This is a genomic window from Pseudomonas sp. Marseille-Q0931 (assembly GCF_940789645.1).
In the GTDB taxonomy this organism is placed as follows: domain Bacteria; phylum Pseudomonadota; class Gammaproteobacteria; order Pseudomonadales; family Pseudomonadaceae; genus Aquipseudomonas.
Map to the genome: position 1 here is coordinate 1 of NZ_CALNWT010000016.1, position 22,734 is coordinate 22,734.

A 22,734-nucleotide genomic window follows, 5' to 3' on the forward strand; every position below is an offset into this window, starting at 1 on the left:
GACAAGTCGCTCCCACGAATCGTGCTTTTGTGGGAGCGGACTTGTCCGCGAGCTTTCCTGCTGAGAGGAGTCGCTCAGCGAACGTGACTGTCGCGGCTAAAGCCCCTCCCACGGCATTCACCCGTACATCAGATACCACGGCAGCGCCGCCTGACGGTGGCGCGCGCAAATGCCTCAGCCTGGCAGGCTCATCGCAGCCTGAGTCAACACAGGCAGGAGCAAGACAGAGCGCAGGGTGAGAGATGCCAAAGGCCGTCCATTCCTGCGGGGCTGAGGATCATTCGCGGACAAGTCGCTCCCACGAATCGTGCTTTTGTGGGAGCGGACTTGTCCGCGAGCTTTCCTGCTGAGAGGAGTCGCTCAGCGAACGTGACTGTCGCGGCTAAAGCCCCTCCCACGGCATTCACCCGTACTTCAGATACCCAGGCAGAGGTATTTGATCTCCAGGTACTCGTCCAGCCCGTACTTGGAGCCTTCACGACCCAGGCCGGAAGCCTTGATGCCGCCGAACGGCGCCACTTCGTTGGAGATCAGCCCGGTGTTGATGCCGACCATACCGTACTCCAGCGCCTCGCCGACACGGAAGGCGCGGCCCAGGTCGCGGGTGTAGAAGTAGCCGGCCAAACCGAACTCGGTGTCATTGGCCTGGCGGATCACTTCGGCTTCGTCGCTGAAGCGGAACAGCGGCGCCAGCGGGCCGAAGGTTTCCTCGCGGGCTATGCGCATGTCCGGCGTCACGTCGGCCAGCACGGTGGGCGCGAAAAAATTGCCGCCCAGCGCCTGACCACCCTGCAGTACCCTGGCGCCCTTCTCCAGCGCATCGGCCAGATGCGCCTGCACCTTGGCCACGGCATTGGCGTCGATCAGCGGGCCGGTGGTCACACCCGCTTCAGTGCCCTGGCCAACCTTGAGCCCCGCCACCGCCGCCGCCAGCTTCTCGGCGAAGGCGTCGTACACGCCGTCCTGCACGTAGATGCGGTTGGCGCATACGCAGGTCTGCCCGGCGTTGCGGTACTTGGCAACCATGGCGCCCTCGACCGCCGCGTCCAGATCGGCATCGTCGAAGACGATGAACGGCGCATTGCCGCCCAGCTCCAGCGACAGTTTCTTCAGGGTTGGCGCGCATTGCTCCATCAGCTTGATGCCGACGCCGGTGGAGCCGGTAAACGACAGCTTGCGCACGATGGGGTTGGAGCACAACTCACCGCCCACCTCACGAGACCGATCGGCGTCCGCCGGCAGCACGCTGAACAGTCCGGCCGGGATGCCGGCGCGTTCGGCCAGCACAGCCAGGGCCAGGGCGCTGAAAGGCGTCTGCGGCGCAGGCTTGAGCACCATGGCGCAGCCGGCGGCCAGGGCCGGGCCGGCCTTGCGAGTTATCATCGCCGCGGGGAAATTCCACGGGGTGATCGCCGCGGCCACACCGATCGGCTCCTTGGTAACGATCAGGCGCTTGTCGGCCTGGTGGCCGGGAATGGTGTCGCCGTAGACGCGCTTGGCCTCCTCGGCGAACCACTCAATGAACGAGGCGGCGTAGAGCACTTCGCCGCGGGCTTCGGCCAGCGGCTTGCCCTGCTCGGCGGTCATGATCTGCGCCAGGTCTTCCTGGTTGGCGAGCATCAGCTCGTACCAGGTGCGCAGGCGCGCCGCGCGCTCCTTGGCAGTCAGCGCACGCCAAGCCGGTTGCGCGGCCTGGGCGGCCTCGATAGCGCGGCGGGTTTCGGCTGCGCCCAGGTTCGGCACATGGCCCAGGGACTCACCGTTGGCCGGGTTGAAGATTTCCGTGACGGCGCCGTCGGGCGCATCGCACCACTGGCCGTCGATATAGGCCTGGTGGCGCAGCAGATCGGGATCGTTGAGTTTCATGCACTACTCCTGCAGCCGGAGACACAAGGCTCCGGCTGGTCAATTCGAAAAGCTCACTCGCTTGGCGGCAGATCCTTGGTGAAGGTCTGGTCGTTTTCGCCACGGAACATCTGCGCCCCGTAGATCAGCGCGCACAGGCCGACGCCGATGGCGAAGGCCCAGGCGGCACCCTTGATCGCCAGCACCGCGCCGATTACCCCGGCGATGCCCAGATCACGCTGGCTGCGCGCTTCCATGATCCCCAGGCGCACGCTGACGTAGCCCTGGATCAGCAGGGTCAGCGCCAGTGCCACGCCGAGAATCGGCTGCAGCAGGGTGACCACCGGCAGCAGCAACAGGCCGGTGTTGGTGCCCCAGCGGAACGAGCCGACGCCACCGTAGATGGACTTCATCGCCTGGGCGCCGCCCTTGAAACGCTCGGTGATGACCACCTGCATGGCCGACCACTGCGGGCCGCACATGGCCACGTCCGGGCCAAAAATGCTCATAAAGGCGTTGCGCCCGCCAAAGATCATGTGCGAGCGGTTGGGGTTGAAGTCGACCTTCTCGTCACTGCGGATATGGTCGGCCTCGGAGAGGATCGCCCTGGCGCCCAGCACGTCACCGAACACCACGAGGTAGGCAGCGAATACGGTAGGAATGGCGGTGACGAACATCATCAGCGGCGGCATACCGAGACCGAACACAGTGTATTCGTTCCACAGGGTGACGAAGTCAGGCTTGCTGATGCCCCACTCGATGCTTGGCCACGGTGCCTCGCCGAAGATCGGCGCGACGAACACGGCCAGCAGGATGATCGGGAAGATGCCCAGCTTGGCGAAATTCCACCACAAGCGGCTGCGTTTTTTCAATTGCTGGAAGTGCAGGGAAAAAACCAGGTAGAAGGCGATGCCGACGGCGATGGAAATGGTCCAGGGGAAGCTGTCGAAGCGCCCGCCCTCCTTGAACACGGTGACCACCGCACTGAGGCCGGCGCCCATGATGATGCCGGCCTTGAGCGCCGAGGGCACCAGCGACACCACCTTGCGCGCCATGCCCGTCATCCCCAGTCCTATGGAGAACGCCCCCAGCATCAACTGGAAGGCAATCAGCGCATGCACCCGCTCCGGGCCCTCCGGGAACTGGCTGCAGTAGGCCATCAGCAGGGGGATCGCCGGGGTGATCCAGCCCGGCACCACCGGGTCGCCGAGCAGGTGGTGGGTCAGGTACAGCAGGCCGTTGAGCATGACCACCGCCAGTGCCACCTCGAAGGGCATGCCGAGGAATTCGGTCATCAGCGGAATGGCCGCCAGGTCCACCGCGCACATGAGCAGGCCCTGCATGTAGTCGGAGAGCTCAAAGCGGTAGTGAATGAAAGGCAGACGTACCTTGAATGGCCCCAGCGGCCAGTACGGGGCTTCGACGCCCAGGTCTTGTTGATGCAGTTCGGACATTTGAATCACCCAGCTTTATTAGAGTTGTAAGCAGCAAGCCCCGGCATGACCGGGGCTATCGTTCATCGATTGTTGAAATCAGTAGGCGGCGCGGTAGATCTGCTCGATGTCGCCAGCGGTTAGACGCCGCGGGTTGTTGCGCATCAGGCGGTCGATCTTGCTGGCCTCCTCGGCCATCGCTGGGATGGCGTCCTCGGGCACATTGAAGCTGCGCATGCCCTTGGGAATGTCGACACTGGCGCACAGCTCGGCCATGGCCTCGACAGCCAGGTCGGCAGCAGCCTTGTCGCTCAGGCCGTGAGTCTGCACGCCCAAGGCGGCGGCGATCTCGGCCATGCGCTCGACGCAGGCCAGCTTGTTCCAGGCCATCACGTAGGGCAGCAGCAAGGCGTTGCTGACGCCATGGGCGATATTGAAGCGCCCGCCCAGCGGATAGGCCAGGGCGTGCACGGCGCCAACTCCGGCGTTGCCGAAGGCCATGCCCGCCATCAGGCTGGCGGTGGCCATGTCTTCACGCGCCTTCAGGTCGGCCGGATTGGCGTAGGCCTTGGGCAGCGCCTTGGCGATCAGCTTGATGGCGCCGATGGCCAGGGCATCGGTGATCGGCGAGGCATTGACCGACAGGTAGGACTCCACCGCGTGCACCAGGGCATCGACGCCGCTGGCGGCGGTCACGCTGCGCGGGCAGGTCAGGGTCATCACCGGGCTGACCAGGGCCACGTCGGGCAGCAGGTAGTCGCTGACGATGCCCTTTTTCAGTTGCGCCTTCTTGTCCGAGAGGATCGATACGTTGGTCACTTCCGAGCCGGTGCCGGCGGTGGTCGGGATGGCGATCAGCGGCGGGCCCTTGCGCTTGATCTGGTCGACACCGAACAACTCCTCCAGTGCGCCGTCGTGACCGACATAGCCGGCGACTGCCTTGGCGATGTCGATGGCGCTGCCGCCGCCGACGCCGATCAGGCCATCGTGACCGCCGTCGCGGTAAACCTTGGCGCAGGCCTCGACGATGGCGATTTCCGGCTCAGGCTCCACGCCGTCGAAAATGCCGTAGGCACGCTCGCCAAGCTGCTTGAGCACGTGGTCCACGGTGCCGGATTTGATCAGGATGGCGTCGGTGACGATCAGCGGGTTGGCGATGTTCAGGCGGGGCAGTTCGTGCGCCAGTTGCTCAACGGCGCCCTGGCCGGTCAGCAGCTTATTGGCGATCTTGAAGGCAGCAGTACTCATCATCAGGCCCTTTTGTGCATTGTGAAAACTGGACGGGTTCGGGCCCTGCCATAGCGATTCCTGTGCCAGATCGCGCAAACCTGCGTGATAGAAGGCTTGCGTCGTTTTGTCACAGCTCAAACCAGCGCCGTATCGATCAGAAAATCAATCAAAAGACGTCTATCCGATCCATTTTCCAATCAACCCTGTTCCCAGCGTTTCATCTTCTGCACCAGCGTCGCCTGGCTTAGACCAAGGGCCTTGGCCGCCTCGCGGGTGGTCTTGTGTTGCACCAGTGCCTTGCGGATCAAGCGCCGCTCCAGATTCTCCACTTGCTTACGCAGCGGCAGCAGAACGTCGCCAGCACCGTCGTGGCGAACCATGCGCACCTCATCAGGCAGATCGAACAACTCGATGGTCTCACCGATGCAGGTGACCACGAGGCGCTCGACCAGGTTGATCAGCTCACGGATATTGCCCGGCCAGGCGTAGTCGGTGAGCGCATCCAGGGCTTCCAGCTCCCAGGTCAGCGATCGTCCATAGCGCTGGTTGAACTCGGCAAGATAGAACTGAAGCAGCGGCTGTACCTCATCGGCCCGCTCGCGTAATGCGGGTATATGGATGGGCACCACATTGAGCCGATAGTAGAGATCAGCGCGAAAGCGACCATCGGCGACCATCTGGCGCAGGTCGTGGTGGGTGGCGGTGATGATGCGCACGTCTACCTCTTTCAGCTCCAGTCCACCGACTGGGATGAAGCGGCTCTCCTCGATCACCTTGAGCAGCTTGACCTGCAACGCCAGCGGCAGGTCGCCGATCTCGTCGAGAAACACCGTGCCCTGGTTGGCCAGCTCCAGCAGACCGCGCTTGCCCTTGCTGCCGGCGCCGGTGAAGGCGCCCGGCACATAGCCGAACAGCTCGGCCTCGATCAGGTTTTCCGGCAGCGCGCCGCAGTTGAGCGCCAGGAACGGCTGCGCCGCGCGTGGGCTGCTCTTGTGAATGTACTGGGCGATCAGCGTCTTGCCGACACCGGTTTCCCCCTGCAGCAACACCTTCACATCACTGGCCGCGACCTGCCGGGCCTGGGCAAAAACCCGCCCCGAAACCGGACGATCGGCCACCGGCGAGGCATGCAGCAGATCGTCACGCTGACCGGCATGCAGCTTCGCCGTGCTGTTGCGCAGCTGCTTGAGCTGCTGCAGTTCGTCGCGCTCGTGCTTGATACGCAGCAGTTCGGTCATGTCGCGCACGGTGCTGACCACGTAACGCACCTTGCCATCGGCAGCGAAGATCGGCGTGCCACTGACCAGCAGGCGCTTGCCCTGACTGACGCTCTGCATCAGCGACAGCGCCTTGCCCTCCTTGAGCACCCGCAGTGACACCGACTGGGAGATGACGCCCTGCTCCACCAGCGCCTGCATGTGCTGGCCGACCACATCCTCGCTACGCAGCCCGGTCAGACGTTCGTAGGCGCTATTGACCTTGAGGGTGATGCCGTCGGCATCGGTGATGTAGAGGCCATCGTGCAGCGCATCGATCAGCTCGCGAAATCCGGGATCATCGAAGTCCATCTGGCCGCCTTGTTACACGGAATAAAGTTAAGACAGGGTGGCATTCTAAGCCTAGAAACCAAGACCACCTGTTCTGCATCTGCTGCCAACCACCTCGCCAGGCAATAGAAATCGCCAGCGTCAGGGAGCGATATCAACATCGCTGCGTCCAGCCTCTAGCCAATATCGCCTGACAAATACGGAGCTCGACATTAGGCTCTTTAGCAGCCCCCAAGGAGCCTCACCGATGCGCCCTCACTCACTCGCACTGCTCGGTTTCTGCCTGTTCTGCGCCGCCACCAGTTGGGCGCAGGAATCACCCGAGGATGTACAGAACGCGGCGCCCGGCGAAACAGAAACGCCCGCAGCGAACGAACGTCCGCTATTGCCCGAGCGCAGCGTCAGCGACGCGCAGACTCTGGAACGACGCCTGGACAAGCGTGAACAGCAATTGCTGCAGGCCGGCGCCGAGAGCTTCCTCGCCCTGTGGTTGCCCGCCAACGTTGGCGAGCCCAGTGGCGCAGTAATCCTGGTGCCCGACGATGTGGAGAATGCCGATGGTGCGGCAGCGGTCGGTCCGCTGAGGCGCAAACTGCCCGATGCTGGCTGGCACAGCTTGAGCCTGACGCTGCCGGACCCGGACGGCGACCCGCTGCCGCTGCGGAGCACAACCGCTGCGCCCGCAGAAAGCGAAACGCCTAGCACCGAGAGCGCTCCTGCTACCGAGCCGCCGCCCGAAACGCCCGAGGCCGGCGCACAGCACGTAGGCGACAGCGCGATCAGCCCCGAGCAACGGCGCCTGGCGCACGTCGAGCGCGTGATGGCGCGCCTCGATGCCGCCATCGCCTTCGCCGAACAGCAGCAGGCCAGGGAAATCGTGCTGCTGGGCCATGGCAGCGGCGCTTACTGGGCCGCGCGGTACCTGAGCGAACGCAAGCCGGCCAATGTACACAATCTGCTAATGGTGGCGGCCGAGCTGCCTGCCGGCTTCGCTCCGCCGCTGGACGAGCTGGTTGCACAGCTGCCGGTAGCCAGCGGCGACTTCTATTACAAGGATCAAGCCACCGACCGCAGCGCAGCCCTGAAACGCCTGCAGGCGAGCAAACGGGCCAAATTACCTACCTACATCCAGGTGTCGATGAAAGCTCTGCCGGGGAATCTGGACGTGCAGCAGGAGCAGCTCTACCGCCGCCTGCGCGGCTGGCTGCAGCTGCATATTCGCGCCTCGGGCGGCTAGCGAATCGCCCGGCGCTGACGGATCAGCGCATAGGCCTGATGCAACTGGCGAGTGGTTTCGGTCGCTTCACGAATGCGCTCAGGCGAAGCGCCGGAGCCGGCCAGTTTGTCCGGGTGATGACGACTGAGCAGGCGCCGATAGGCGCGCTTTATCTGCTCGGGCTCGCTGCCCTCGTTGACGCCCAGCAGGCGCAGCGCTTCCTGATAACTGCCACCCGTCGGAGCCGGTTGCTGGCTGCGGCGCGGCGCGCATTCCTCGCCCAGGCTATCGAGCCGCGCACTGTCCCAGCCAAGCCACTTGCCCCACAGCAGGATCAACTCGCGTTCACTGGACGATACCCGGCCGTCGACCCAGGCCATGCGCCAGCAGGCCCGGAGCATCGCCTCGGCGCGCTGACGCTGGCGCTGCAGCGGCCTGCGCAGGTTGTCTCGCCCGGTCTTGCCGCGGGCGAAAGCCTCGATGGCGCGGCGCTGTCCGGCCGGGTCCAGTCCCAGTCGCTGCATTTCCGCGCGCGCCTGCTGAATATGGCTTTGCACCACGCGGCCCTCGCTCTTGGCCAGGCGCCCCAACATCAGAAACAGCAGGTCGTCATCCGCCGGCGCCGCCCGACCACCCAGACGTTCGCGCAGGTTATCCCAGTCATGCAGACGCAGGCGGCGATCGAGCACCTGCCCCAGCAGGCCGCCAAGCAAGGCGCCCGGAATGCTGGCCAGGGCCAGCCCGGCCGCTGCTCCTAGCAGAGTCGCTGGCCAGAGCACCTAGCGTGCCTCCTGCAGCAGTCGTTCGACTTCGGCCAGGCGCTCGTGCGTGCCGACATCGATCCAGCAGCCGCCGTAATGCTCACCACTGACCTGCCCTGCCACCATTGCCTCACGCAGCAACGGCGCCAGCTTGAAGGCGCCAGGCGCAGACGCGTCGAACAAACGCGGATGCAGCACGGCGAGACCGCTGTAGGTCAACCGCTCGCCTGCCGCCTCGCCGTCATGAACCAGGCCAGTCGACAAGGTAAAGTCGCCCTGCGGGTGATGCGCCGGGTTATCCACGAGAACCAGATGCGCCAGACCGGTGAGCGGCTGGCGCAACGCGGCAAAGGCGTAGTCGGTGAAGATATCGCCATTGACCACCACGAAGGGCTCGTTGCCCAGCAAGGGCAATGCCTTGAAGATGCCGCCGCCGGTCTCCAGCGGCTCACCTTCGGCTGAATAGGCGATACGTACGCCAAAGCGCGAGCCATCGCCGAGGTAATCCTCGATCTGCTGGCCCAGCCAGGCGTGATTGATCACGAGCTCGGTGAAACCGGCAGCGGCCAGGGCGCGGACGTGATATTCGATCAACGGCACCCCAGCCGCTTTCACCAACGGTTTCGGCGTGTGCAGAGTCAGCGGACGCAGGCGTTCGCCCTTGCCGGCGGCGAGGATCATCGCCTTCATGCACGCGCCCCTTCTATCGCCAGGCTGGCGAACAGTTCTCCCAGCTCGGCCAGCTCCGGCCGACGCGCCAGCACCGCCTGGATATAGGCGAAGAAACGCGGTACGTCGCCCAGATACTTGGGCTTGCCGTCGCGGTGACAGATGCGCGCGAAGATGCCAATGACCTTGAGATGACGCTGCACGCCCATTAGGTCGCTGGCCCGCAGAAAGTCTTCGAAAGAGGCCTGTACCGGGATACCCGCCGCCCTGGCGCGCTGCCAGTAGTCCTGCAGCCAGCCTTGTACACGCGCCTCGGGCCAGCTGAGGAAGGCATCCTTGAACAGGCAGGTGATGTCGTAGGTGACCGGGCCGTTGACTGCATCCTGAAAATCCAGCACGCCGGGATTGGGCGTGCTCTGCATCAGATTGCGCGGCATGAAATCGCGGTGCACCACGACCTTGGGCTGCGCCAGGGCGCTGTCGATCAACAGTTGGCTGACGCGTTGCCAGGCGACTTCCTGCTCGACGGTGAAGGCGCGCCCCAGGTGGCGTTGTACGTACCACTCGGGGAAAAGTTGCACTTCACGACGCAGCAAGGCGTCGTCGTAATGCGGCAGCTTGTCATCGAGCGGCAAACGCTGCTGCTTCAGCAGGGCTTCGATGGCTGCGTCGAACAGCTCATCGGCGTTGTGCTCGTCGATCACGTCCAGGTAGGTCTTGCGCCCCAGATCATCGAGAAGCAGAAAGCCCTGATCCAGATCGGCGGCCAGTACCTGCGGTACATGCACGCCAGCACTGGCCAGCAGGGCAGCGATACGGACGAACGGCTCGCAGTTTTCCTGGGGGGGCGGTGCGTCCATCAGGATCAGGCTGCGTTCACCCGCCTGCCAGCGGAAATAGCGGCGAAAACTGGCGTCGCTGCTGGCGGGAGTGAGTTCGGCGGCAGGCACCGCACCCCAGCCGCGAGCGGCGAACAGAGAGGGCAGTTGCCCGGCGAGCCAGGCTTGCAGCTGTTGCAGACGTACATCGTGTTCAGACATCAAGGGGTCTCCGACGGCGCTAGCCGTTGCGCGGGTCATGCTTTATTATCCAGCATCTTTTTCAGCCCATCGAGAGGCGTGCGGCCCCTGGGCCGGTAGCGCGCAGGAAGCCCGGACTAACAAGATGGCAGTAAAACACCCCGCGTTCCGCAAGAAATTCCCACTGCTGGTTACCGGCAGTTTTCTGGCCTTACAGCCCGTGTTCAGCCTACAGTCCTTTGCCGCCGAGCAATACGATTGCCAGGCGTCGCCAACGGGCGGCTGGGCATGCGCGCCGAAATCAGCCGCCAGCGCCCTGCCACCACGTCCGGTGCACAGCCGCGACGCCGTCAGCAGCGGCGGCACGACCAGCGAGGCCGTAGCCAAGCAGGACGCCGCACCGGTGCTGGTGACCGAGAGCAAGGGCCGCGCCCTCGCTTCGCGCAGCCCTGACTACAGTCACTTGGACTGGGTCCCGCGCGATAAGTTGACCGCAGCGCAACTGGCCGAAGCCGGCCCCTACTGCGCGGGTGCCTACATCGAGCCGCTACGTCCGGGCATGGACGACACCACGCCACTGGACGAGTCGCCGATGTACGTTTCCGCCAAGGCCTCGCGCTTCGAGCAGGAAAAGCAGATCGCCACCCTCGCCGGTGACGTCGTCCTGCGCCAGTCCGGTATGCAGGTCGAAGCCGACGAAGCTAGCCTGCACCAGACGGAAAACCGTGGTGAGCTGGTTGGCAACGTGCGTCTGCGTGACAAGGGCACCCTGGTGGTCGGCGACCGCGCCGAACTGCAGCTGGATAACGGCGAAGCCCGTATCGACAATGCCGAATACGTGATGCATCAGGCCCACGTGCGTGGCAGCGCGCTCTACGCCAAGCGTGAAGAGACCGCGATCATCCGTCTCAAGGACGGCACCTACACGCGTTGCGAGCCGGGCGACAATGCCTGGCACCTGAAGGGCAACAACGTCACGCTGAACCCGGCGACCGGCTTCGGCACCGCGACCAACGTGACGCTGCGGGTCAAGGACATTCCGGTGTTCTACACCCCGTACATCTACTTCCCGATCGACGACCGCCGTCAGTCCGGCTTCCTGCCGCCTAGCTTCGGCACCTCGAGCGATACCGGTTTCTCGCTGCAAACGCCCTACTACTTCAACCTGGCGCCGAATTACGACGCCACCTTGTATCCAACCTACATGGCCAAGCGCGGCCTGTTGATGGAAGGCGAGTTCCGTTACCTGACCGAAAGCAGCGAAGGTCAGGTCGGTGGCGCCTGGCTGAACGACAAGGAAGACGAGCGTGAACTGCAGTCCGAGTACGAAGACCAGCGCTGGATGTACAGCTGGCAGCACAGACAGGGGCTGAACTCGCGCCTGCTGGCTGAAGTCGACTACACCGATATCAGCGATCCTTACTACTTCCAGGATCTCAACACGGATCTGGGCATCGACCGACAAACCTACGTCGATCAGCGCGGTACATTGACCTATCGCGGTGACAGCTATACAGCTCGCCTTAATGCGCATGCCTATGAGCTGGCCAATATCACTGATGTGACGCCTTATGACCGCCTGCCGCAGATCACCCTGGACGGCAAACTGCCTTTCAACCCGGGCGGCCTGGACTTCACCTACGGCACCGAGTACGTACGCTTCGACCGCAACCTGCGCTCGGGCAACTTTATCAATAAAGAGGGTATAGAGGAGCAGAGCTGGTACGACACCCGCATCCAGGGCCTGGAGCGCGCCACCGGTGAGCGCCTGCATCTGGAGCCGGGCGTCAGCCTGCCTCTCGACTGGACGTGGGGCTACATAAAACCGCAGGTCAAGTACCTGCAGACCAACTATGACCTCAGCCTGGATCAACAAGGCAAGAACACCCTGCTCGCCGAGCAGAACTACAAAGGCACTCAAAGCCGTGGCATAGGCTTGTTCAGCCTCGACAGTGGCTTGTACTTCGACCGCAACACCCAACTGTTCGGCAAAGATTTCCGGCAAACCCTGGAACCGCGCGCTTTCTATCTGTACGTACCGGAAGAGGATCAGACGGACATTCCGATCTTCGACACCGGCGAGCCGACCTTCAGCTATGCCTCGTTGTGGCGTGAAAATCGCTTCAGCGGCAAGGACCGTATCGGCGACGAAAACAAATTGTCGCTGGGCGTGACCAGCCGCTGGATCGAGCCGAACGGGTTCGAGCGCCAGCGTTTCAGCATAGGCCAGGCCTTCTACTTCGAAGATCGCCAGGTGCAGTTGCCGGGTATCGATTACCGTAACCGTAAAGAATCCACCTCTGACGTGTCACCGTACGCACTGGAGTACCTGTATCGCTTCAACCGCGACTGGCGCTTCTCCTCGACCTTCAACTGGGACCCGGATCAGCATGCCACCCGTTCGGGCAGCGCGATGTTCCACTACCAACCGGAAGCCAATCCGAACAAGGTCGTCAACCTGGGCTATCGCTATCGTAATGACACCGTTCGTTATGACCGCGATACCGGGCGCTGGAGCACCAGTCCGGACTACGGCGAGCCGGGCAGCCCAAACTACATCAAGGACTACTACAAGATCGACCAGCATGACTTCTCCGTCATCTGGCCGCTGGCTCCGCAGTGGAGCCTGATCTCGCGCTGGCAGTACGACTACGGTCGCAACCGTACCCTCGAAGCCTTCGGTGGCTTCGAGTACGACAGCTGCTGCTGGAAGCTGCGCCTGATCAACCGCTACTGGATCGATTACGACGAGGTCAGCCTCGACCCAGCGCGCAACGACGAGCCGGACCGTGGCATCTTCCTGCAGATCGTCCTCAAGGGCCTCGGCGGCGTTACCGGCAGCAAGGTAGAAACTTTCCTCGACCAAGGCATTCAAGGTTACCGTGAACGTGAAGACCAAGCTTTCTGATCGCCTGCGCCCCCTGCTATTGGGCGCAGCGCTGCTGGCGGCAACGGCTCAGGCCCAAGTCCGCCCCCTGGACCGCGTCGTGGCTATTGTCGATAACGACGTAGTCATGCAGAGCCAGCTCGATGCTCGCCTGCGCGAGGTACAACAGACCATAGACAAGCGCGGCGGCGCCCTGCCACCGGAAGGTGTTCTGGGTCAGCAGGTACTTGAGCGTCTGATCATCGAGAACATTCAGCTGCAGATCGGCGAACGTTCCGGCATTCGCATCACCGACGAAGAGCTGAACCAGGCCATGGGCACCATCGCCCAGCGCAATGGCATGAGCCTGGAGCAATTCCGCGATGCCCTGGCGCGTGATGGCCTTTCCTATGCCGACGCCCGCGACCAGGTGCGCCGCGAGATGATCATCAGCCGCGTGCGTCAGCGCCGCGTGGCCGAGCGTATCCAGGTCACCGACCAGGAAGTGCAGAACTTCCTCGCTTCCGATCTGGGCAAGATGCAGTTGTCGGAAGAATTCCGCCTGGCCAACATCCTGATTCCAGTGTCCGAAGGCGCGTCTTCCAGCGAAATCCAGGCCGCTGACCGTCAGGCACAGGAGCTGTATCAGCAGTTGCAGCAGGGTGCAGATTTTGGCCAGCTGGCCGTCTCTCGTTCGGCCAGCGAGAACGCCCTGGAAGGCGGCGAGATGGGCTGGCGCAAGGCCGGTCAGTTGCCTCCACCGTTCGACAGCATGATCAGTCAGCTGAACCCCGGCGAAGTCACCGAGCCGGTGCGTACGCCGGGCGGTTTCATCATCCTCAAGCTGATCGAGAAGCGTGGTGGCGACACCCAGGTGCGTGACGAGGTGCATGTTCGCCATATCCTGATCAAGCCCAGCGAAATCCGCAGCGAAGAAGAAACCCGCCGCCTGGTCGAGCGCCTCTATCAGCGCATCGTCGATGGTGAGGATTTCGCCGAACTGGCGAAGAGCTTCTCCGAAGATCCGGGCTCGGCACTCAATGGCGGCGATCTGAGCTGGATCGACCCCAATGCGCTGGTGCCCGAGTTCCGCGAGGTGATGAACAACACCGCCAGCGGCGAATTGTCCAAGCCGTTCAAGAGCCCTTACGGCTGGCACGTGCTGCAGGTCATGGGCCGCCGCGCCACTGACAGCAGCGCGCAGTTCCGCGAGCAGCAAGCTGCCAACCTGCTGCGCAACCGCAAGTACGACGAGGAACTGCAGGCCTGGCTGCGCCAGATCCGCGACGAAGCCTACGTCGAGACCAAGCTGTAGCAGCCGTTCCGAACGCAAGAGCCCGGCCCAGTGCCGGGCTTTTTCGTTTCTGGCCCGGCAGCGTAAACTGGCGCCCCACGTCATAGCGAGAGCGACCATGACTGCGCAGCAATGCTTTGCCCTCACCCCAGGCGAGCCCGCCGGCATCGGCCCCGATCTCTGCCTGCTATTGGCCCAACAGGCCCAGCCTGCGCCGCTGGTTGCCATCGCCAGCCGCGAACTGCTGGCCGAGCGCGCCGCGCATCTGGGGCTGGATATCCTGCTACTGGAAGTCGGACCGAAGCACTGGCCACACCGCCCGGCGGCAGCCGGCGCCCTGTATGTCTGGGATACGCCACTGGCAGCCCCCGCCACACCGGGCAAACTGACCTCCGCCAATGCCGCCTACGTGCTGGAAACCCTCACCCGCGCGGGCCAGGGCTGCCTGGACGGGACCTTCGCCGGGATGATCACGGCCCCCGTGCACAAGGGCGTGATCAACGAGGCGGGCATCACCTTCTCTGGCCACACCGAGTTCCTCGCCGAGCTGACCCGCACCGAGCAGGTCGTGATGATGTTGGCGACCCGCGGCTTGCGTGTGGCGCTGGTTACCACCCATCTACCGCTAAAGGATGTCGCGGCCGCCATTACCGCCGAGCGCCTAGAACGTGTCACCCGCATCCTGCACACCGACCTGCAAACCAAGTTCGGCATCGCCGAGCCGCGCATCCTGGTCTGCGGGCTCAATCCGCATGCAGGCGAAGGCGGCCATCTGGGCCGCGAGGAAATCGAAGTCATCGAGCCGACGCTGGCGCGTCTGCGCGGCGAAGGTATGAACCTGATCGGCCCATTGCCGGCCGACACCCTGTTTACCCCGAAGTATCTTGAACGTGCCGATGCCGTACTGGCCATGTATCACGACCAGGGCCTGCCAGTGCTCAAGTTCAAGGGGTTCGGCGCAGCGCTGAACGTCACCCTGGGCCTGCCGATCATCCGTACCTCGGTGGATCATGGCACCGCCCTGGATCTCGCCGGCACGGGCAAGGTGGACATCGGCAGCCTGCAGGTAGCGCTGGAAACCGCCTACGAGATGGCAGCCGCTACAAGCTCAAGAGCACACGCTGTGCGTTGAAGGCGGGCTGTCGGCGCCACAAAATCGGCACTCGCAGCGCGCGCGCCTACAGCCGCAGCCTCTTTCGCTGTTAAACTGCGCGCCTTTGCCTTACCGCTCTCGGCTCCTGCTTGACGCTTGCAGCTCGAGACTTGGAGCTGCCGCTATGTCCGAATACCAACACCGCGCGCGCAAGCGCTTCGGCCAGAACTTCCTGCATGACGCCGGAGTGATCGACCGCATCCTACGCGCCATCCGCGCCAAGGAAGATGAGCGCCTGCTGGAAATCGGTCCGGGCCAGGGTGCCATCACCGAGGGCCTGCTCGGCAGCGGCGCGCAGCTCGATGTGATCGAACTCGACCTCGACCTGATCCCCATCCTGCAAAGCAAGTTCGGCGACAATCCGCGCTTTCGCCTGAACCAGGGCGACGCACTGAAATTCGACTTCGCCCGCCTCGACGCAGCGCCACGCAGTCTGCGTGTGGTCGGCAATCTGCCCTACAACATTTCCACGCCGCTGATTTTCCATCTACTGGACAACGCGCCACTGATTCGCGACATGCACTTCATGCTGCAGAAGGAAGTAGTCGAGCGGATGGCAGCCGGGCCGGGCGGTGGCGACTGGGGCCGCCTGTCGATCATGGTGCAGTACCACTGCCGTGTGGAACATCTGTTCAACGTCGGCCCCGGGGCCTTCAATCCGCCGCCCAAGGTGGACTCCGCCATCGTGCGCCTGGTACCGCATGAGACCTTGCCGCACCCGGCCAAGGATCATCGTCTGCTTGAACGTGTCGTACGTGAAGCATTCAACCAACGCCGCAAGACGCTGCGTAACACGCTCAAGCAGTTGCTGCCGGCCGAAGCCATCGAGGCTGCCGGCGTCGACGGCAGTCTGCGCCCCGAGCAGCTGGACCTGGCTGCCTTCGTCCGTCTGGCCGACCAACTGGCCCTGCAGCCCTCCGCTGCGCAGGACTAAACTGCAATCAAGCTCAACGGATCACGCGCATGTCCGACCCTCGTTATCAGATCGACGTCAGCGTCACTACCCGCTATCTGGCTGCGCAATCGCAGCCGGAGCAGAGCCGCTACGCGTTCTCCTACACCGTGACCATCGTCAATAACGGCGAACTGCCGGCCCAGTTGCTGTCGCGCCACTGGATCATCACCGATGGCGACGGCCGCGTGCAGGAAGTCCGCGGCGCCGGCGTGATCGGCCAGCAACCGCATATCGAACCGGGCGCCAGTCATACCTACAGCAGCGGAACGGTGATGACATCCCAGGTCGGCACCATGCAGGGCAGTTACCAGATGCTCGCCGAGGACGGCAAACGCTTCGACGCCTCCATCGCGCCGTTCCGCCTGGCAGTGCCCGGAGCGCTTCACTGATGGCCGTCTATGCCGTCGGCGACCTGCAGGGCTGCCTGAAACCGTTCCAGTGTCTACTCGAGCAGGTGGCTTTCGATCCCGCACACGACCAGCTGTGGCTGGTGGGTGATCTGGTCAACCGCGGCCCGCAATCGTTGGAAACGCTGCGTTTTCTCTACTCCATCCGCCATGCGCTTATCTGTGTGCTGGGCAACCATGACCTGCATCTGCTGGCGGTGGCACATAACATTGAGCGCCTGAAGAAGGGCGATACGTTGCGCGAGATTCTCGAAGCGCCGGATCGCAACGACCTGCTCGACTGGCTGCGCATGCAGAAGCTTGTGCACCACGATACCGAGCGCAAGGTGACCCTGGTGCATGCCGGCATTCCGCCACAGTGGACGCTGGCCAAGGCGCTGCGCCGCGCCGGCGAGGTCGAAGAGGTACTGCGTGACGACGCCCGCCTGCCGCTGTTCCTCGATGGCATGTACGGCAATGAGCCGGCCAAATGGAACAAGGACCTGCAAGGCGTCACCCGCTTGCGGGTGATCACCAACTATTTCACCCGCATGCGCTTCTGCACGGCGGATGGCACGCTGGACTTGAAAACCAAGGAAGGCATCGACAATGCGCCGCCCGGCTTCGCCCCCTGGTTCAGCCACCCGCAGCGCAAGATGCGTGGCGAGAAGATCATCTTCGGTCACTGGGCAGCGCTGGAAGGCAATTGCAACGAGCCAGGCCTCTACGCCCTGGATACCGGCTGCGTCTGGGGTAATGCAATGACCCTGCTCGATGTCGACAGCGGCACGCTGCACCGCTGTACCTGTCCCAAGCAATGAGCGCCCGAGGCGCCCCAAGGAATCACTGGAAGGCCCGAACATGAGCGAATTCAAGCGTATATCCCCACAACAGGCTCACGAGCTGCGCGCCCAGGGCGCCGTGGTGGTCGACATTCGCGACCCGCACAGCTTTGCCAACGGCCATATCAGCGGCTCGCGTCACCTGGACAACCACTCGCTGCATGACTTCATCACCCGCGCCGACCTCGACGCGCCGCTGATCGTGTCCTGCTACCACGGCAACTCCAGCCAGGGCGCGGCCGCCTATCTGGTGGGCCAGGGTTTCTCCGAAGTCTACAGTCTCGACGGCGGTTTCGAGCTTTGGCGCGCCACCTACCCAAGCGAAACGGCGCAAAGTTCCGAAGAATAAATTTCTTCATGCGGCAGGCCGCGCCCGCTCTGGCCTGCCGCCACTTCCCGATGCACGGTAACCGCCAGTTATCGTTTTCCCACCCTTGACGCTCTGCAGAACGAACTATCCTGTTACTCAGGCCATCCCACTGAAGGTAGAGCCGGCCAACCGGCATCGGGCCATCGGTAACGACTTTTAGGTTTTGGGGGATAGTTCCCGGCTTCTTCGGAGCCGGCGCCACCCAGCACCTGCCTGCACGACCGATCCCGAGCCAGCTTTCAGCATCGAGCGAGGTGAAGTCATGAGCATTTTCAGTCACTTCCAACAACGTTTCGAGGCGACCCGCCAGGAGGAGTACTCGCTGCAGGAGTACCTCGAACTGTGCAAACAGGATCGCAGCGCGTACGCCACTGCGGCCGAGCGCCTGCTGATGGCCATTGGCGAGCCGGAGTTGCTGGACACCTCCAATGATCCACGGCTGTCACGCATCTTTTCCAACAAGGTGATCCGCCGCTATCCAGCCTTCGCCGACTTCCATGGCATGGAAGAATGCATCGACCAGATCGTCTCCTACTTCCGCCATGCTGCGCAGGGCCTGGAGGAGAAGAAGCAGATTCTCTACCTGCTGGGCCCGGTGGGTGGCGGTAAATCCTCGCTGGCCGAGAAACTCAAGCAACTGATGGAAAAAGTGCCCTTCTACGCTATCAAGGGCTCGCCGGTATTTGAATCGCCGCTGGGGCTGTTCAACGCCACCGAGGATGGCGCGATTCTCGAAGAGGACTACGGCATCCCGCGCCGCTACCTCAACTCGATCATGTCGCCCTGGGCCACCAAGCGCCTGCAGGAGTTCGGCGGCGATATCAGCCAATTCCGCGTGGTCAAGCTCTACCCCTCGATCCTTAACCAGATCGCCGTGGCCAAGACCGAGCCGGGCGACGAGAACAACCAGGACATCTCGGCGCTGGTCGGCAAGGTGGACATCCGCAAGCTGGAGGAATACCCGCAGAACGACGCCGATGCCTACAGCTACTCGGGCGCGCTGTGCCGGGCCAACCAGGGCCTGATGGAGTTCGTCGAGATGTTCAAGGCGCCGATCAAGGTGCTGCACCCGCTGCTCACCGCCACGCAGGAAGGCAACTACAACAGCACCGAAGGCCTCGGTGCGATCCCCTACAGCGGCATTCTGCTGGCCCACTCCAACGAATCGGAATGGCACAGCTTCCGCAACAACAAGAACAACGAGGCATTCATCGACCGTATCTACATCGTCAAGGTGCCTTACTGCCTGCGCGTCACCGATGAAATCCGCATCTATGACAAGCTGCTAATCAACAGCTCGCTGGCCAGGGCGCATTGCGCGCCGGACACCCTGAAGATGCTCGCCCAGTTCAGCGTGCTGAGCCGTCTCAAGGAACCGGAAAACTCCAACATCTACTCGAAGATGCGCGTCTACGACGGCGAAAACCTCAAGGATACCGACCCCAAGGCCAAGTCGATTCAGGAGTACCGCGACTCGGCGGGCGTCGACGAAGGCATGAACGGCCTGTCGACCCGCTTCGCCTTCAAGATTCTCTCCAAGGTGTTCAACTTCGACCCGCACGAAGTGGCTGCTAACCCGGTGCATCTGCTCTACGTGCTGGAGCAGCAGATCGAGCAGGAACAGTTTCCCGCCGAGGTGCGCGAACGCTACCTGCGCTACATCAAGGAGTATCTGGCACCGCGCTACATCGAGTTCATCGGCAAGGAAATCCAGACCGCCTACCTGGAGTCCTACAGCGAGTACGGGCAGAACATCTTCGACCGCTACGTGCTGTACGCCGACTTCTGGATTCAGGATCAGGAATACCGCGACCCGGAGACCGGCGAGATCCTCAACCGCGTAGCCCTCAACGAGGAACTGGAGAAAATCGAGAAGCCGGCCGGCATCAGCAACCCGAAGGATTTCCGCAACGAGATCGTCAACTTCGTGCTGCGCGCCCGCGCCAACAACAACGGCAAGAACCCCACCTGGCTCAGCTACGAGAAGCTGCGCGTGGTGATCGAGAAGAAGATGTTCTCCAACACCGAGGACCTGCTCCCGGTCATCAGCTTCAACGCCAAGGGCAGCAAGGAGGATCAGCAGAAGCACAACGACTTCGTCAAACGCATGGTCGAGCGCGGCTACACCGAGAAGCAGGTGCGCCTGCTGTCGGAGTGGTATCTGCGCGTACGTAAATCGCAATAAAGCAGCCGCAAGCTGCAAGCCTCAAGTTGCAAGCGAAAGCGCCTGGCTTTTTCACTTGTAACTTGTAGCTTGCGGCTTGCAGCTGCCCCGGGAGGGGCTTATGAGTTACGTGATCGACCGACGCCTCAACGGCAAGAACAAGAGCACGGTGAATCGCCAGCGCTTTTTGCGGCGTTACCGTGAGCACATCAAGAAGGCGGTGGAAGAAGCGGTCAGCCGGCGCTCCATCACCGACATGGAGCACGGCGAAGAGATCAGCATTCCCGGCCGCGATATCGACGAGCCGGTGCTGCATCACGGCCCCGGCGGCAAGCAGACCATCGTCCACCCCGGCAACAAGGAGTTCACCACCGGCGAACGTATCCCCCGCCCGCAAGGCGGTGGCGGTGGGCGTGGCAGCGGCAAGGCGAGCAACTCCGGTGAAGGCATGGACGAGTTCGTCTTCCAGATCACCCAGGAGGAATTCCTCGACTTCATGTTCGAGGACCTGGAACTGCCCAACCTGGTCAAGCGCCACCTGACTGGCGCAGAGACCTTTAAGACCGTACGTGCCGGCATCAGCAACGAAGGCAACCCGTCGCGCATCAATATCGTGCGCACCCTGCGCTCGGCCCATGCTCGGCGTATCGCCCTGTCCGGCTCCAGCCGCGCCAAGCTGCGCGAAGCCAAGGCCGAACTGGAACGCCTGCGACGGGAAGAGCCGGACAACTTCGGCGACATCCAGGCCATGCAGGAGGAAATCGAACGCCTCAGCGCACGCATCCACCGCGTGCCCTTCCTCGACACCTTCGACCTCAAGTACAACCTGCTGACCAAGCAGCCCAACCCCAGCTCCAAGGCGGTGATGTTCTGCCTGATGGACGTCTCCGGCTCCATGACCCAGGCCACCAAGGACGTCGCCAAGCGCTTTTTCATCCTCCTGTACCTGTTCCTCAAGCGGAACTACGACAAGATCGACGTGGTGTTCATCCGCCACCACACCAGCGCCAAGGAAGTGGACGAGGAGGAATTCTTCTACTCCCGCGAAACCGGCGGCACCATCGTCTCCAGCGCCCTGAAGCTGATGCAGGAAGTGATGGCCGAGCGCTACCCGATCAACGAATGGAATATCTACGCCGCCCAGGCTTCGGACGGCGACAACTGGAACGACGACTCCCCGGTATGCCGGGATATATTGATCAACCAGATCATGCCGTTCGTGCAGTACTTCACCTACGTCGAGATCACCCCACGTGAGCACCAGGCGCTGTGGTTTGAGTACGAACAGGTGGCCGAAGCCTTTGCCGACAGCTTCGCGCAGCAGCAACTGGTGTCCGCCGCGGACATCTACCCGGTGTTCCGCGAACTGTTCCAGCGTCGCCTGGTGAGTTGAGGGCCAAGCCATGAATGCCAGCACGAGAAAGCGCGAGCCGATCTCCACCGGTTCGGAATGGACCTTCGAGCTGATCCGCCAATACGACAAGGAAATCGCGCGCATCGCCGAGCGCTATGCGCTGGATACCTACCCGAACCAGATCGAAGTGATCACCGCCGAGCAGATGATGGATGCCTATGCCTCGGTCGGCATGCCGCTGGGCTATCACCACTGGTCGTATGGCAAGCACTTCCTCGCCACCGAGAAAGGCTACAAGCGCGGCCAGATGGGCCTGGCCTACGAGATCGTGATCAATTCCGATCCTTGTATCGCCTACCTGATGGAAGAAAACACCATCTGCATGCAGGCGCTGGTGATCGCCCACGCCTGCTATGGCCACAACAGCTTCTTCAAGGGCAATTACCTGTTCCGCACCTGGACGGACGCCAGCTCGATCATCGACTACCTGGTGTTCGCCAAGCAGTACATCATGCAGTGCGAGGAGCGCTACGGCATCGATGCAGTGGAGGAGTTGCTCGACTCCTGCCACGCACTGATGAACTACGGCGTCGACCGCTACAAGCGCCCCTACCCCATCTCCGCCGAAGAAGAGCGGCGGCGCCAGAAGGAACGTGAAGAGCACCTGCAGAAGCAGATCAATGATCTGTGGCGCACCATTCCCAGAAGCACGGACAAGGGCGGCGAGAAGGACAACAAGCGCTTCCCCGCCGAGCCGCAGGAAAACATCCTCTACTTCCTGGAGAAACACGCGCCGCTGCTGGAGCCCTGGCAGCGCGAGGTGATCCGCATCGTGCGCAAGATCGCCCAGTACTTCTATCCGCAGCGCCAGACCCAGGTCATGAACGAAGGCTGGGCGACCTTCTGGCATTACACCCTGATGAACGATCTCTACGACGAAGGCCTGGTCACCGACGGCTTCATGATGGAGTTCCTGCAGTCGCACACCAGCGTGGTCTACCAGCCGCCGTTCGACAGCCCCTACTACAGCGGCATCAACCCCTACGCCTTGGGCTTCGCCATGTACCGCGACATTCGCCGTATCTGCGAGGAGCCCACCGATGAAGACAAACGCTGGTTCCCGGACATTGCCGGCAGCGACTGGCTGACCACCCTCAAGTTCGCCATGACCAGCTTCAAGGACGAGAGCTTCATCCTGCAATTCCTCTCGCCCAAGGTGATTCGCGACTTCAAACTGTTCGGCATCCTTGATGACGACCAGAAGGACGAGTTGCTGGTGCCGGCCATCCATGACGAATCCGGCTATCGCACCATCCGCGAGCTGCTCGCCGCGCAGTACAACCTGGGCAACCGCGAGCCCAACGTGCAGATCTGGAACATCGACCGCCGCGGCGATCGCTCGCTGACCCTGCGCCATCAGCAACACGATCGCAAGCCACTGGGCGACTCCACCGGCGAGGTGCTCAAGCACCTGCATCGCCTATGGGGTTTCGATATCCACCTGGAGGTGTGCCAGGGCGACCAGTTGATCACCACTCAGCATGTGCCACCACGCGGTAGCGCGGAGAGCGACAACGAATACCCACGGCTGGACCTGGTCATCCCGCCTATTTGATCGCTTACCGGCCGC

18 protein-coding genes are annotated in these 22,734 nt (G+C 62.8%); 11 read left to right on the forward strand and 7 right to left on the reverse strand.

All coding sequences use genetic code 11. The features are described from left to right. Positions 1 to 414: 414 nt before the first annotated feature. The 4 genes from gabD to P3C50_RS20745 form a co-directional block, all read right to left on the reverse strand. Positions 415 to 1,866, reverse strand: coding sequence for an NADP-dependent succinate-semialdehyde dehydrogenase (gene gabD, locus P3C50_RS20730; RefSeq protein WP_275547408.1), 1,452 nt, complete (start codon positions 1,864 to 1,866; stop codon positions 415 to 417). Positions 1,867 to 1,919: 53 nt separating this feature from the next. Continuing rightward, entirely contained in the window at positions 1,920 to 3,299 is a 1,380-nt protein-coding gene (locus tag P3C50_RS20735) for a hypothetical protein (protein WP_275547409.1), read from the reverse strand. Between the two features lie 78 nt (positions 3,300 to 3,377). After that, positions 3,378 to 4,526 (reverse strand): iron-containing alcohol dehydrogenase, encoded by a 1,149-nt coding sequence (locus P3C50_RS20740; RefSeq protein WP_275547410.1) that lies wholly within the window; start codon positions 4,524 to 4,526, stop codon positions 3,378 to 3,380. A 179-nt stretch (positions 4,527 to 4,705) separates the two neighbouring features. Next, complete coding sequence (locus tag P3C50_RS20745; RefSeq protein WP_275547411.1) at positions 4,706 to 6,076, reverse strand: sigma-54 interaction domain-containing protein; 1,371 nt, start codon at positions 6,074 to 6,076, stop codon at positions 4,706 to 4,708. 226 nt (positions 6,077 to 6,302) lie between these two features. Between P3C50_RS20745 and P3C50_RS20750 the strand changes: the two genes are divergently transcribed. Next, complete coding sequence (locus tag P3C50_RS20750; RefSeq protein ID WP_275547413.1) at positions 6,303 to 7,292, forward strand: alpha/beta hydrolase family protein; 990 nt, start codon at positions 6,303 to 6,305, stop codon at positions 7,290 to 7,292. Here the strand turns inward: P3C50_RS20750 and P3C50_RS20755 are convergent. Genes P3C50_RS20755 through P3C50_RS20765 form a run of 3 tightly spaced genes read right to left on the reverse strand, consistent with a single transcriptional unit; the run spans position 7,289 to position 9,741 of the window. After that, positions 7,289 to 8,050, reverse strand: coding sequence for a DnaJ domain-containing protein (locus P3C50_RS20755; RefSeq protein ID WP_275547414.1), 762 nt, complete (start codon positions 8,048 to 8,050; stop codon positions 7,289 to 7,291). The genes P3C50_RS20750 and P3C50_RS20755 overlap by 4 nt on opposite strands. Next, positions 8,051 to 8,722, reverse strand: a complete 672-nt coding sequence (murU, locus tag P3C50_RS20760) for an N-acetylmuramate alpha-1-phosphate uridylyltransferase MurU (protein ID WP_275547415.1) — start codon at positions 8,720 to 8,722, stop codon at positions 8,051 to 8,053. Continuing rightward, on the reverse strand, positions 8,719 to 9,741 hold the full coding sequence (locus P3C50_RS20765) for an aminoglycoside phosphotransferase family protein (protein WP_275547416.1): 1,023 nt from the start codon (positions 9,739 to 9,741) through the stop codon (positions 8,719 to 8,721). The genes murU and P3C50_RS20765 overlap by 4 nt, the downstream gene beginning before the upstream one ends. A gap of 124 nt (positions 9,742 to 9,865) precedes the next feature. Between P3C50_RS20765 and P3C50_RS20770 the strand changes: the two genes are divergently transcribed. The 10 genes from P3C50_RS20770 to P3C50_RS20815 all read left to right on the forward strand — a co-directional run bounded on the left by P3C50_RS20770 (position 9,866) and on the right by P3C50_RS20815 (position 22,719). Continuing rightward, positions 9,866 to 12,628 (forward strand): LPS-assembly protein LptD, encoded by a 2,763-nt coding sequence (locus tag P3C50_RS20770; protein ID WP_275547417.1) that lies wholly within the window; start codon positions 9,866 to 9,868, stop codon positions 12,626 to 12,628. Continuing rightward, a complete protein-coding gene (locus P3C50_RS20775) occupies positions 12,609 to 13,901 on the forward strand; it encodes a peptidylprolyl isomerase (RefSeq protein WP_197856919.1) in 1,293 nt (430 codons plus the stop codon). The genes P3C50_RS20770 and P3C50_RS20775 overlap by 20 nt, the downstream gene beginning before the upstream one ends. Before the next feature lie 97 nt (positions 13,902 to 13,998). Then, positions 13,999 to 15,012 (forward strand): 4-hydroxythreonine-4-phosphate dehydrogenase PdxA, encoded by a 1,014-nt coding sequence (gene pdxA / locus P3C50_RS20780; RefSeq protein WP_275547418.1) that lies wholly within the window; start codon positions 13,999 to 14,001, stop codon positions 15,010 to 15,012. 145 nt (positions 15,013 to 15,157) lie between these two features. Next, complete coding sequence (gene rsmA, locus P3C50_RS20785; protein WP_275547419.1) at positions 15,158 to 15,967, forward strand: 16S rRNA (adenine(1518)-N(6)/adenine(1519)-N(6))-dimethyltransferase RsmA; 810 nt, start codon at positions 15,158 to 15,160, stop codon at positions 15,965 to 15,967. A 29-nt stretch (positions 15,968 to 15,996) separates the two neighbouring features. Further along, complete coding sequence (gene apaG, locus P3C50_RS20790) at positions 15,997 to 16,377, forward strand: Co2+/Mg2+ efflux protein ApaG (RefSeq protein ID WP_275547420.1); 381 nt, start codon at positions 15,997 to 15,999, stop codon at positions 16,375 to 16,377. Further along, positions 16,377 to 17,195, forward strand: coding sequence for a symmetrical bis(5'-nucleosyl)-tetraphosphatase (locus P3C50_RS20795; protein WP_275547421.1), 819 nt, complete (start codon positions 16,377 to 16,379; stop codon positions 17,193 to 17,195). The genes apaG and P3C50_RS20795 overlap by 1 nt, the downstream gene beginning before the upstream one ends. 40 nt (positions 17,196 to 17,235) lie before the next feature. Further along, entirely contained in the window at positions 17,236 to 17,565 is a 330-nt protein-coding gene (glpE, locus tag P3C50_RS20800; RefSeq protein ID WP_275547422.1) for a thiosulfate sulfurtransferase GlpE, read from the forward strand. Between the two features lie 283 nt (positions 17,566 to 17,848). Then, positions 17,849 to 19,771 (forward strand): PrkA family serine protein kinase, encoded by a 1,923-nt coding sequence (locus P3C50_RS20805; RefSeq protein WP_197856913.1) that lies wholly within the window; start codon positions 17,849 to 17,851, stop codon positions 19,769 to 19,771. Positions 19,772 to 19,871: 100 nt separating this feature from the next. After that, on the forward strand, positions 19,872 to 21,143 hold the full coding sequence (locus tag P3C50_RS20810; RefSeq protein WP_275547423.1) for a YeaH/YhbH family protein: 1,272 nt from the start codon (positions 19,872 to 19,874) through the stop codon (positions 21,141 to 21,143). Between the two features lie 10 nt (positions 21,144 to 21,153). Beyond that, positions 21,154 to 22,719 (forward strand): SpoVR family protein, encoded by a 1,566-nt coding sequence (locus tag P3C50_RS20815; RefSeq protein ID WP_275547424.1) that lies wholly within the window; start codon positions 21,154 to 21,156, stop codon positions 22,717 to 22,719. The last annotated feature ends 15 nt before the right edge of the window (positions 22,720 to 22,734 follow it).